Origin of the sequence: Nocardia pneumoniae NBRC 100136, assembly GCF_000308755.1 — a bacterium.
Taxonomy (GTDB): domain Bacteria; phylum Actinomycetota; class Actinomycetes; order Mycobacteriales; family Mycobacteriaceae; genus Nocardia; species Nocardia pneumoniae.
Genome location: NZ_BAGF01000050.1, coordinates 101,179 through 113,510, shown reverse-complemented (window position 1 = coordinate 113,510; position 12,332 = coordinate 101,179). Strand labels below are relative to the sequence as shown.

Here is a 12,332-nt window from a genome sequence, read left to right as displayed (position 1 = left end):
GTTGGCGTCAAGGGCGCTGCGGCGCCGGGCGCGGCGGGTTACGTGAGCGGCAGCGGAACCGGTCCGCGGCCGGGCGGCGCGGGCGGCCCGCGTGGCGGCGGCGTGCCGCGGCCCACCCCGCCCCGGGGAGGTGGCGGTGGTCAAGGCGGCGCGGCCCCGCGCGCCTCCGGACCCGCGGGCGCGGCCGGAGTAGCCTCCGGATCGGCCAGGGCGGCAGGCCGGATCGGCGCGGCGCGGGCCGCGAGCGGCGGACTGAACCGGGCCGAACAAGCCATGGGTGACGTCGCGGGCGACCGCTGGACGAACCGTTCACCCGACCTCGGGAGGAGCACCATTCCGCGATGACAGTCACCGACACCTACGAGCGGCGCTCGTACGGGCTCTGGCAGAAGCCGCGCAGCGCGGGTCTTTTCGGCCTGCGCTGGGAGGAGACCGTGCTCGGCTTCGCGGTCGTGATCACGGCGCTGATCACCGCTATGGTCGGCGGCTTCCAGTGGGGTCTGATCGTCGGCGGCACCGGTGTCGTCGTCATGGTTCCCTTGGTATGGCGGACCGGAGGTCGTTCGGGCTACGAGACGGGATTGATGATGTTCAACTGGATGCGCTCGCGTAGTCGTGGCGAGCATGTGTACCGCGGGGGCCGCTTCTCCCGGATTCCGGGCGGCGTCACGCGATTGCCCGGTCTGCTGGCGCCCTCCAGGCTCTACGAGGGCATCGACGCGGGCGGCTACAGCTTCGGCATGATCCACCTGCCGCAATTCGCGCAGTACACGGTGGTGCTGCGGGCGTGGCCGCAAGGCCACGAGGCGGTGGACCAACCCGTCATCGACCGATGGGTCTCGGCGTGGGGCACCTTCCTGGCCTCGGTCGGCCAGACCAGCGACATCGTCGCCGTCGTTCCGGTCATCGACACCGTGCCGGAGACCGGAAACCGGTTGCTGACCGAAGTTTCCACGATCACCAGGCCGGAGGCGCCGGAACTCGCCCAGCAGGTGATGTACGAACTGGCCACCGAGCTGCCGCAGGAGCGGGTGCAGCTGCTGCCGCGCGTGGCGATCACGTTCAAGGCCACCACCGCCGAGCGCCGCAAGAACCCGGCGGAGGAGGCCGTCGAGATCGGCCGCCGCCTGCCCGGTATCTGCGCCGCGCTGGCGGAGGCGGGCGTGCGCGCGCAGCCGATGTCGGCCGACGAGGTGATCGCGTTCATCCGGCGCAGCTACGACCCCGCCTCGCAGGCCGATCTGGAGGTCGCCGCGGGCGAACCCGAAGGGCACGGCCTGGATTGGGCGGACGCGGGCCCGGTGTCCCATGACGAGAAGTGGGATCACCTGGTGCACGACGGTGGCCGGTCGGTCACCTGGGAGATGGACGCGGCCCCGGAGGGCGCGGTCGACGAGCGGGTGTTGCAGCGGTTGCTCGCGCCGAATCCCGAAGTCCCGCGCAAACGTATCGCGATCGTGTACCGTCCGCACTCAGCCGCCGACGCCGCCGAAATCGTCGACGACGATTTCAAGAACGCGCTGGTGGCCCAACAGAGCGAACGCGGGGTCGTGTCCGCGGCGGCGACGCTGCGGGTGGGTGCGACCCAGCAGGCCCGCGAGGAGCAGGCCAGGGGTCACGGTGTGACCCGCTTCGGGGCGCTGGTGACCATCACCGAGCCACTGCGCGGCGACCTGCCGCGCATCGAAGCCATCACGCGCGACCTGTCGACCCAGGCGCGCTTGAAGATTCGGCGGTGTTACCGCTACCAGGCGGCGGCCTTCGCGGCTTCGCTCGGTTGCGGGGTGATCCTGCCGGAGCACGCGACTATTCCGAAGGCACTGGCGGGGTGAGCGATTCATGGCACGGGACTACGAGCCACCCGTACGGGAACGGGACGAGGACGCGCGCCGCAGACGGCTCGAGCAATCCGCCCGGGACGAGTGGGGACAGCGGCCGGCCCGGCCGCGGCACCCCGCACGGGATTCGGCGCGGGTGAACGGCGGGGACCGGCCGGGCGTCGAGACGTCCGATCGGCGCGCGGCACGCGAAGCCGAGCGGCGCGCGCGACCGGGCGCGGACCGAGCCCACGGCGAGCGCGGCTCCCGCGTTCCCCGTGACGCGGCCACCGAGCGCATCGCTCGGCGGCCGGATCGCAACGGCGCCAGCAACGGCCGGGTGGCACGGCCCGCCAAGGTCGACTACACGGCCGACCGCGCCATGGGTACCCCGTACCAGGACAAGGCGGCCCGTCGCGCGAAGGCGAAGGCGGATCGGCGCAAACAGTCCGGCCCTCCACTGCTCGACGACGCCACCCGCGCCAAGCTGGAGATGATCGCCCGTGAGGGCAGCGGTCTGCGGGCGGCGTGGGCGCAGTTCCGGGTCCGCACCGACGACATCCGCCGCCGCAACTACGCGGCCAGGGCGGAGCAGACGATCGAGGACGGATTCGACCGCAGCACAGCGCAACTCACCGACCGCGGTTACGCCGGGCCGGGCGGCGGACGGATGAACGTGGTCGGACGGCCGGTCGAGTACCGCGCCACCACCGCGCAGGTCGCCGGACTGTGGCCGTGGTCGGTCGGCGCGGGTGCGCCGCTGATCGGCACCCCGCTCGGCTCCCACCTGCACACCGGGGCCCCGGTCTGCTTCGACCCGATGAACTGGTTCATGCGCGGCAGCTTCATCACCGCGCCCAGCCTGTTCGTGCTCGGCCTCAACGGTTTCGGCAAATCCTCGCTGGTGCGCCGCATCGTGCTCGGCGGCATCGCGCAGGGGATCACGCCGCTGATCCTGGCCGACGTCAAGCCGGACTACCGCAAGATGGTCGAGCTGGTCGGCGGTCAGGTGATCGACCTCGGTTACGGGCACGGCAAGCTCAACCCGCTGGCCGCGGGCGTGCTCGGCGCGGTGGTTCCGCGGCTGGAGGAGTTCCCGGCCCTGCAGCTGCAGGTGTTGCAGGATCTGCGCGCCAGGCAGGTGACGCTGATCGCCGGTCTGGTGGAACTGGTGCGCGGCGACCGCGTGCGCGACTACGAGGAGACGCTGATCTCCACCGCACTGCGCATCCTGTACCGGCCCGGCAGCGGGTATACGCCGGACAAGCCGCCGATCATGGAGAACCTCCTCGACGTGATCGTCAGTGGCGGTGAGGAATTGATGCTGGACGCGGGCGCCGACAGCACGGCCGAGTACCAGGAGGCGATCAAGGGCCTGCGCCGCTCGCTGCGCGCGCTCACCCAGGGCCCGTTCGGCGCGGTCTTCAACGGACAGACCACCGTGCCGATCGACACCAGCGCGGTCGCGGTGTGCATGGACGTCTCGCACATCCCGACCGGCGACAAGAAGCTCAAGGCCGCGGTCATGCTGGCCTGCTGGGCCGACGGATTCGCCTCGGTCGAGGCCGCGCACGTGCTGGCCGACGCGAAGCTGGGCCCGCAGCGCTATTTCCAGGTGGTGATGGACGAGCTGTGGCAGGTACTCGGTCTCGGCGACTTCATGGTCGACCGCGTCGACGAGCTGACCCGACTACAGCGCGGCATCGCCACCGCGCTGATCATGATCAGCCACACCATCAAGGACCTGCAAGCACTCGGATCGGAAGCCGCGATCGCGAAGGCACTCGGTTTCCTCGAGCGGGCGCGCGCGAAGATCTTCGGCGCGCTCCCGGCCGAGGAGATCAAACGACTCGACAGCACGGTTCCGTTCACATCGGCCGAGGAGGAGATGGTGACCGGATGGTCCGCACCGCAAGCGCTGACGGGCGAGGCGCTCAAGCCGGGACAGCAGCGGCCGTCTCCGCCCGGTACCGGTAAGTTCCTGCTGAAGATCGGTGAGGACCGCAGGCCCGGCATCCCGTTCCACATGGAATTCACGCTGTCGGAGAAGGAAAGCGGGATCCACGACACCAACCAGCGCTTCAGCGAATTCACCGAATCGACGTCGCGGGGAACGGATTCGCCGGGGAGTGCCGCATGATGCCGCACCGCTCCTACCGCCGCGTCTCACCCGAGGTGCGCGAGGCCGCTGTCGCGCAGGTCATCGCGCTCACGGGCAAGCTGCGCAGCGAATCGGAGGCCTGTCGCGTGGTCGCCGAACAGATCGGTGTGCACACGAATTCGGTACGGAATTGGGTGCGCGCGGCCGAAGGCCCCAGCCTGGAGCGCATGGACGCGACCGCGTTGCGGCGCAAGGTCGCGCTGCTGCAACAGCAGTTGGCCGCTGCCGCCGAGATGAACCGCACCTTGGCCGACACGCTCAACGAAGCCCGGCGCCGGACGTGAAACACGCCTGCGCGCGGCATTCTGCCGGGGTGCGGCGATGAGCGGCAAATCGGTGTTGTGGACCGCGCTCGGCGCGGTGCTCGGACTGGTGACCGTCGTGCTGGTCATCGTCATGCCCGCGGTGGACGACGCTTGCGAGGGCGGCTCGGTGCTCGGGTCGCAGTCGGCGCTGCCGCCGCTGGGCGGCTACGCGCCGGGCGATCGGCGTGCCGCGTCGACCACGAGCCCCACCGGCACACAGACCAATCCGGCCGCGACCGCCACTCCCTCGCTGGCGGCGGGCGTCGGCCCACTGCGCCGCACACTGCCGCTGGCCATCGGAACCTTCACCGTCTCGGACGTTTTCGGCTCCCGCGGGGGTGCGCACCGAGGTGTCGACCTGGCCGCGACCGACGGCACCCCGATCTTCTCGGTGTCCGACGGCCGTGTCGTCGCCGCCGGTCCGGCGTCGGGTTTCGGCAACTGGATCGTCGTCGATTCGGTGGACACCAACGGTCGTTCCTATTCCGCGGTCTACGGCCACATGTGGGACTCGGGTGTGCTGGTCCGCGCCGGCGACACGGTGACCGCCGGTCAGCACATCGGCGCGGTCGGCTCGGCGGGCGAATCCAGTGGGCCGCATCTGCATTTCGAGATCGTGCCGGGCGGCCGGTTCACCGGCGGGCGGCAGATCGACCCGTTGCCCTGGCTGGATGGCGCGCCGACCCCGGACATCGGTGGCGCGCACGCCTATTCCAGCGATCCGCGGTGCAGCCTCGGCTTCGGTACCGCCGGTGGCGCGCTCGCCGCGGGCAAGGTGCCGCAGGAACTGGAGATCTGGTACCGGCGCGCGGGTTCGATCTGCCCGCAGATCACGCCGTCGCTGCTGGCCGCGCAGGGCAGGCAGGAGTCCGGTTTCCGGCGCGGCGCGGTCTCGCCCGCGGGTGCGCAAGGCCTGGCCCAGTTCCTGCCGGGCACCGCGGCAAGCATCAATCCCGATGACGGCCAACCGTATGTCATCGACGCCGACGGCAACGGCGTGGCCAGTGTGTGGGACGACGGCGACGCGATCATCGGCCAGGGCCGCTACATGTGCGCGATCGCGCACAAGATCCTGCGATGGCAGTCCGAGGGCCGAGTGCAAGGCGACGTCGTCGCGCTGACGCTGGCGGCCTACAACGCGGGCGAGGGCGCGGTGCTCGCCTCGGGCGGCATGCCCAACCAGCTCGCGGCCCACTACGCCGAGACCCAGCCGTATGTGCGGAATATTCTCGCGATGGAGGCGCAGTACCGCGCGCCGGGCTCGCTCGGCCGGTTCACGCCGGGGGAGAGCGCGACCGGCGACCAGGTCGTCCAAGCAGCACACGAATGGCTCGGCACGCCCTATGTCTGGGGCGGTGGCGGGCCACAAGGGCCCAGCGGAGGTGGTCTGGACGGGCCCGGCCTGACCTCGGCCGCGGTGTTCGCGGCGTCCTCCGGCACCGTGACGTTGCCGCGCACGGCCGAACAGCAATGGGAGGCAGGCGTTGAGGTGCCGATGAGCAGAGTTCAGCCGGGTGATCTGGTGTTCAGTTCATTCGGTCCGCGCGGACCGGCGCTGGTCGGCATCTACACCGGCAACGGCCGGATGATCCAGTCCGTTCCGGGAGCGGACGCCCGATCCGCGGGCGGCGTCTCGGAAGTCCCGGTGCCGGGCGACGGACGAGCGAGGAGGGTGCTGTGAGCGGGCGGACGATGAACGCGGCCGCGCACGCGCTCGTGCCGGAGCCGAGCGTCGGCGAGGCGTGGGCATGAGGGACCAAGCGATTGGTGCAGGCGCCTCGACGGTCATGACGGAGCCGAGCGCGGGAATCGCGGGTATGAGTACCCGCGGTCCCCAACACGCGGTCGCGGGGCTGCCGCGGCGCGGTGCGATACGGCTAGCCTGGAAAGGCAGAGCAAGTGCACGCGCGAAACTGGTGGTGATGCTGGTGCTGAGCGTCGCGGTGCTGAGCGCGGCCTGTGGCCGCGCGGACCGCGCGGACACGGGATCCGATGCGGCGCATCCGGCTACGTCCACGACCCGCCTGCTCGAGGTCGCTCCCGCGCCGGATCCGGTGACCCCCGACGGCGTGGCGGTCGCGGCGCTGCGCGAGATCTACCGCTGGGAGCCCGCCACCGAGAGTCAGGGTGCCTCGCTGTCCCGGGCACGGAAGTTTCTCGGCCCCAGCCTGATTCGTATGCTGGACACGGCGCCGACCGCGGTGGAGACACCGAAGTCGTCGCTGCAGTGGGCGGATTGGGCGAGAGAAGGGGCGCGTGTGGAGGCGTTCACGTTCGCGTCCGGCGAGAAGGCGCCGATCCACACCGATCCGAACGTCCAGCAGTTCAAGATCGGGATCGAGCAGACCGTCGTCTACCCGAACGGGCGCAAGGAGGCGTTGCCGCCCGCGACGGTGATCGCCACCGTCGTACGCACACCCGACGGCTGGCGGCTCGACGCGTTCCGCTGACCACCCGCTTTCCCCACCGGACGGCCGACCCAGGAGGCACAAATGGCGAAGAAGAAAAAGGTGACGGATCCGGCCGTACCCGGACCCGATGTCAGCCTGATCCTGATCTACGCCGGCTTCGCGATCTTCGGAACCCTCTGGCTCGCGCTCCATCTGGGCAACATGCTCGCGGGCAGTCCGCAGAACGTCCCGATCAACCCGATCGCGATCGCCGCCGACCTGGCCAGGGGAAAGCTGCAGTGGCCGGGCGCGGCCACGGCGATCGTCCTGCTGGTGATCCTGAGCGTGGTCGGCTACCTGATGATTCGCAAGCAGCTGCAGAAGCGCCAATCCAAAGGCAGGCTGCCGGTCGACGACAAGGCCGACGTGATGGGCAATGGCGGCGCGATCGCGATGCTCACCGAGGCAGGTGTCCGGGAGAAGGCCCAGCAACTCGGTGTGAAACTGCGTGACGGCGGCGTTCCCGGCGTGCCGATCGGCATCGGCGTGGCCGACGGCGTCATGCTCTACGGCTCGTACGAGGATCTGCACCTGGACATCTGGGGCCCCCGTCAAGGCAAGTCGACCTCCCGCGTGATCCCGGCGATCCTCACCGCGATCGGGCCGGTGCTGGCCACCTCGAACAAGCGCGACGTGGTGGACGCCACCCGAGACGTCCGGGAATCCAAGGGAAGTCCCACGTTCGTCTTCGACCCGCAGGGCGTCGCGGGTGAAGAGCCGAGCTGGTTCTGGGATCCGTTGTCCTGGGTGGACGCCAAGCGCGAGGGGTGCGAGATGCGCGCGGCCCGGCTGGCCGGGCACTTCGCCGACGGTGACGACGGCCGCGAAACCAACTCCGACGCCTTCTTCGATCCCGAGGCCGAGGATCTGCTGGCCGGACTGTTCCTCGCCGCCGCCGTCGGCGACCGCAACGGCAGCCGCCCGATCGTGCAGGTCTGGGAATGGGTGACCAACCCGCAGGACACCGAGCCCATCGAGCTCCTGCGCGCCGCCCGCCACCACTACACCGCCTCCGGCCTCTCCTCGCAGTACAACACCGATCCGCGCACGCGCAGCGGCATCTTCGGCACCGCCAAGAAGATGATCCGCTGCCTGAAGCTGTCGAACGTGCACCCGTGGATCACCAGGGGCGGCGACCGCAGGGAATTCGACGAACTGGAGTTCCTGGAGAACAACGGAACGCTGTACAGCTTGTCGCTGGAGGGCCGCGGCTCGGCCGCCCCGCTGGTGAGCGCGCTCACCGAGGCGGTGATCGACGTCGCGATGCGCAAGGCCTCGCAGTCGGCCGGTGGGCGACTGGCGGTTCCGTTGCTCGCGGTGCTCGACGAGGCCGCGAATGTGGTGCGCTGGAAGGATCTGCCCAAGCAGTACAGCCACTTCGGCTCGCGCGGCATCGTGGTGATGACGGTGCTGCAGTCGTGGGCGCAGGGCGCGCGCTGCTGGGGCGAGAGCGGCATGAACGCTCTGTGGTCGGCGGCGAACATCAAGGTGCTCGGCAGCGGCGTGGACGACACCAAGTTCCTGCAGGAACGTTCGGACGTGCTCGGCGAATACGACGCGATCTCGCAATCTGTCTCCGAATCCAAAGGCGGCAAGAGCTATTCGCGCTCGCTGAGTTCGTCCAAGACGTTCACGGTCAACGCGCTGGCGACGCTGCCGCGCGGGCGGGCCATCCTCTTCCCGTCCGGAGCGCCGCCGGTGCTGCTGCGCACGGTGCCGTGGTGGGAGGGCGAGTACGCTGCCGCCGTGAAGCAGTCCATCTCGCGTCATGATCCGCAGCGCAAAACGGAGATCACCGACCTGATCGGCTCGCCCTCGCTGAGCGAGTCGACGCCGCCGCCGGAGTACGGACCGATCGAGGAGGTTCGGCCACTGTGACCGAACAGCAGCAACAACCGACGATCTACGCGGGCGTGGTGGATTTCGTCGAGAACTACCTCGCGGTGGTGTACCGCAGGCAGGTCACCGATCTCAGCGACACGGTGTGGTGCCCGGAGTGGTGGCAGCACGCCGAGGCGGTCGCTCGGTTGGACGCGCTGTGGCGAGCCTGGGAGCACTACCGCCAGGACGGGCGGACCGGCCTGAGCGTGTGGTTCCTGGACCATGCCGACCCGCACATGGCGAAGCTGTTGGACCCGAAGGGGCCGTTCAAGTACTGCAGTGTGCGCAACGGGCACAAGGACATGCTCAGCCCGCTGCCGACGAAATCGCCGCAGCACGGCATGTTCGGCGATCCGACGATCGGCGACTTCACGTAACCGACTGCGCGGCAGCGGTTCTCGCGCTTGCCTCGAAAGACGAACGCCCGCTGGACAACTCCAGCGGGCGTTCGCTCCTCTGCCTATCTGGTCCGTTCCAGGCCGCGAGATTCCTGTTCTCTCGCCCCTCGGGTGACCGTCGGCGCCTCGCCGGGACGGGTACGCACCGCCTCGCCAGGCGGTTGTGCCTGCCCTACTTCGATCAGCATCCGCACCGCGGCCAGTTCCGGCGCGACACCCATTTTCGCGAGATGGGCGGCGATCGCCATGCGGCGTTCCGCGGAGTCGTATTGCATCGCAGGTCTGGCGTTGGCGGCGGCCGTGGCGGCCATCCGCGAGGCCTCGGCTTGCGCGGAAAAGCGGTCCTTTTCCAGGGACACACCCTTTTCCGGGATCGGCTTCTCGATCAGCCGGGCCAGCTCCGTGTTCCGCGGATCCTTGGCCTTCGCGTCGCGGGCCTCCCGGATCTGCAGTTCCCTGGCCTCTTTGGCACGGGCCTCGGCGAGCTTGACTCGCGCTTCGATTTCCTTCTGACCACGCTCACGGGTCTTCAAGGCGACGAGTGTCGCAAGCTGCAACATTGTCCTCATCATGGCCGCGGTTTCCCGGCCGATGTCGTCCAGTTCCTCGGACATGGCTGCTCCCCGATGCTGCAGTGATCACTATGGATGATGGTGGTGCTTCGTCACGGACGCCGCCACGCGAACTGTAGTCCCGTGCAGCGGGTCCCCGCCTGCAAACGTGGACACCCGGAGTACTCGCGGCGTGGCGCACACTCTCACCAGGTCGTCCTGCCGAGGGGGTGACTACGCTGCGGAACTCCTTGGTTCGAGGTTACCCGACAAAGGTCGGCACAATCGAACGAGCGTGCCGCTTATCAGCATATATCGCACATTTCCGGCGCGCGCCGGAACGAGCCGGACGATCTCCGGAACAAGGACACCCTAGCCGAACAAAGGTTCGCCTATCCTCGCTCGGGCTGGATGACTCCGGACCAGGCTCGGGCCCGCTGCCGACGCGGCAGCGGGCCCGGGAATTCGACGATCAGCGGTCGATGCGCACCGACTGGATCGTGACCGGCTGGTTCGGTTTGCCGTCGCCGGGGCCGTTGGAGTTGTCCTGGCCCACCTGCGCGATCTTGTCGAGGGTGCCGAGGGTGTTGTCGTCCACCGTGCCGAAGATCGTGTACTGCGGCGGCAGCTGGGAATCCGCGTACACGATGAAGAACTGGCTGCCGTTGGTGCCGGGACCGGCGTTGGCCATGGCGAGGACGCCGCGCTTGTAGACGATCGCGTTCTCGGTGGCGTTCGGGTCGTCCGGCGCGTACTGATCGGTCGGGTACTCGTTGTCGAATTGATAACCGGGCCCGCCCATTCCGGTAGCGGTCGGATCACCGCACTGCAGCACCTTCAAGCCCTCGTCCGCGGTCATCCGGTGGCAGTCGGTGCCGTCGAAGTAGTTCTGCGCGGCCAGGCTGACGAAGCTGTTCACCGTGCACGGCGACTCGGCGTTGTTCAGGGTCAGTCCGATCGGGCCCTGGCTGGTCTCCATGCTGACGCTGACCTTGGCATCGACCCCGGTGGTCGGGATGCCGTCGGCCTTCGGCTTGTTCGCGGGCTTGTCGGCGGGCTTGGCGCTGTCGCTGTAGACGCAGTCGACCGTAGCGGGCTTGGCCTTGGCCGCGGGCGGCGCGGCGGCGCTGGGGGCGCTGGACAGCGAGGCGTCGGCGGCGTCGGAGCCGCTGTCGTCGCCGCGGGTCAGGAAATACACCCCGGTGACGGCGGCGACCACGACGACGATACCCAGCACCGACCCGGCGATCGTGAGTTGCTTGCGCTTGCGTGCCCGCTCGGCTCGGTTGGCGAGCTGACGCTCCAGCTTGCGTTTCGCCGCTGCTCGTCGCTGTTCGTTGCTCGGCACTACCACGTTCCTCCCGTATCCGGTGACATCGGGATAAGAGTGTGCCATTTCTTCCTGAGACTGATCCGCATCCTTCCTGAGAGGCGGTTCGGCGAACCGGTTGGACTTGCGGGGGCGTAGTGGTGGAAACTGGAGCATCGTGACCAAGACCAGCAGCTTCTCCGCCCCGAAGGGGGTACCGGACTACGTGCCGCCCGGCTCGGCCGAGTTCGTCGCGGTGCGCGACGGCCTGCTCCGCGCCGCCCGACTGGCCGGGTACGGACATATCGAGCTGCCGGTTTTCGAGGACACGGGCCTGTTCGCCCGCGGTGTCGGCGAGTCGACCGACGTGGTCACCAAGGAGATGTACACCTTCCCCGACCGCGGTGACCGCAGCGTCACACTGCGTCCCGAGGGGACCGCCGGGGTGATGCGCGCGGTCATCGAGCACGGCCTCGACCGCGGCCAGCTGCCGGTGAAGCTGTGCTACGCGGGTCCGTTCTTCCGCTACGAGCGGCCGCAGGCAGGCCGGTACCGGCAGCTGCAGCAGGTGGGCATCGAGGCGATCGGCGTCGACGACCCGGCGTTGGACGCCGAGGTGATCGCGATCGCCGATGCCGGATTCCGCGGGCTCGGGCTGGACGGCTTCCGGCTGGAGATCACCTCGCTGGGCGACGAGACCTGCCGCCCGCAGTATCGGGAGCTGCTGCAGGAGTTCTTGTTCGGGCTGCCGCTGGACGAGGAGACCAAGCGCCGCGCCCAGCTCAATCCGCTGCGCGTCCTGGACGACAAGCGGCCCGAGGTGCGCGAGATGACCGCGAACGCGCCGCTGATGATCGATCACCTTTCGGAATCGGCCAAGGCGCACTTCGAGCAGGTGCTCGGCCACCTGGAAGCGCTCGGCGTGCCGTACGTGGTGAACCCGCGCATGGTGCGCGGCCTGGACTACTACACCAAGACCACGTTCGAATTCGTGCACGACGGTCTGGGCGCGCAGTCCGGCATCGGCGGTGGCGGTCGCTACGACGGCCTGATGGCCGAACTCGGCGGGCAGCCCCTGTCGGGCATCGGCTTCGGCATCGGCGTGGACCGCACCATGCTGGCGCTGGCGGCCGAGGGCAAGTCGGCGGGCAACCCGGCGCGCTGCGAGGTCTTCGGTGTGCCGCTGGGTGACGCCGCCAAACAGCGGCTGGTGGTGCTCGCGGCGCAGCTGCGCGCGGCAGGCGTGCGGGTCGATCTCGCGTACGGCGGGCGCGGCGTGAAAGGCGCGATGAAGGCGGCCGACCGGTCCGGGGCGACGTTCACCCTGGTGCTGGGCGACCGCGACATCGCGGAGAACACCATCGGGCTCAAGGACATGGCGACCGGTGAGCAGCGGCAGATCCCGCTGGCCGAAGTGGTCGGTGTGATCCGGGAGTCGCTGGCGGGATAGGCGCACCCCC

Annotated in this window: 10 protein-coding genes and 1 pseudogene; 9 read left to right on the top strand and 2 right to left on the bottom strand. The window is 69.4% G+C overall.

Annotated features, from left to right (window positions below; genetic code table 11):
* From ON34_RS35565 to ON34_RS16010, 8 genes and pseudogenes are all read left to right on the top strand, one after another.
* A pseudogene (locus ON34_RS35565) lies at positions 1-345 on the top strand (hypothetical protein); the annotation flags it as partial.
* On the top strand, positions 342-1,832 hold the full coding sequence (locus ON34_RS16040) for an SCO6880 family protein (RefSeq protein ID WP_040780110.1): 1,491 nt from the start codon (positions 342-344) through the stop codon (positions 1,830-1,832). The pseudogene ON34_RS35565 and the gene ON34_RS16040, both read left to right, overlap by 4 nt.
* A gap of 7 nt (positions 1,833-1,839) precedes the next feature.
* Positions 1,840-3,957, top strand: a complete 2,118-nt coding sequence (locus ON34_RS16035) for a putative type IV secretion/conjugal transfer ATPase (protein ID WP_083889478.1) — start codon at positions 1,840-1,842, stop codon at positions 3,955-3,957.
* Complete coding sequence (locus tag ON34_RS16030; RefSeq protein ID WP_040780109.1) at positions 3,954-4,262, top strand: transposase; 309 nt, start codon at positions 3,954-3,956, stop codon at positions 4,260-4,262. The genes ON34_RS16035 and ON34_RS16030 overlap by 4 nt, the downstream gene beginning before the upstream one ends.
* Positions 4,263-4,299: 37 nt before the next feature.
* Positions 4,300-5,964 (top strand): peptidoglycan DD-metalloendopeptidase family protein, encoded by a 1,665-nt coding sequence (locus ON34_RS16025; protein ID WP_040780108.1) that lies wholly within the window; start codon positions 4,300-4,302, stop codon positions 5,962-5,964.
* 241 nt (positions 5,965-6,205) lie between these two features.
* Positions 6,206-6,733, top strand: a complete 528-nt coding sequence (locus ON34_RS16020) for a hypothetical protein (protein WP_245548055.1) — start codon at positions 6,206-6,208, stop codon at positions 6,731-6,733.
* Between the two features lie 42 nt (positions 6,734-6,775).
* A complete protein-coding gene (locus ON34_RS16015; protein ID WP_051022713.1) occupies positions 6,776-8,611 on the top strand; it encodes a type IV secretory system conjugative DNA transfer family protein in 1,836 nt (611 codons plus the stop codon).
* The gene (locus ON34_RS16010) at positions 8,608-8,991 is read left to right on the top strand and encodes a DUF4913 domain-containing protein (RefSeq protein ID WP_040780107.1); all 384 of its coding nucleotides are present in this window, start codon (positions 8,608-8,610) and stop codon (positions 8,989-8,991) included. Before ON34_RS16015 ends, ON34_RS16010 begins: the two co-directional genes overlap by 4 nt.
* A gap of 83 nt (positions 8,992-9,074) precedes the next feature.
* Here the strand turns inward: ON34_RS16010 and ON34_RS16005 are convergent, their stop codons facing one another.
* Positions 9,075-9,626: a hypothetical protein gene (locus tag ON34_RS16005; RefSeq protein WP_040780106.1), complete on the bottom strand. Its 552-nt coding sequence runs from the start codon at positions 9,624-9,626 to the stop codon at positions 9,075-9,077.
* 409 nt (positions 9,627-10,035) lie between these two features.
* Entirely contained in the window at positions 10,036-10,911 is an 876-nt protein-coding gene (locus tag ON34_RS16000) for a peptidylprolyl isomerase (RefSeq protein ID WP_040780103.1), read from the bottom strand.
* A gap of 139 nt (positions 10,912-11,050) precedes the next feature.
* Between ON34_RS16000 and hisS the strand changes: the two genes are divergently transcribed.
* Positions 11,051-12,322 (top strand): histidine--tRNA ligase, encoded by a 1,272-nt coding sequence (hisS, locus tag ON34_RS15995; RefSeq protein WP_040780101.1) that lies wholly within the window; start codon positions 11,051-11,053, stop codon positions 12,320-12,322.
* The last annotated feature ends 10 nt before the right edge of the window (positions 12,323-12,332 follow it).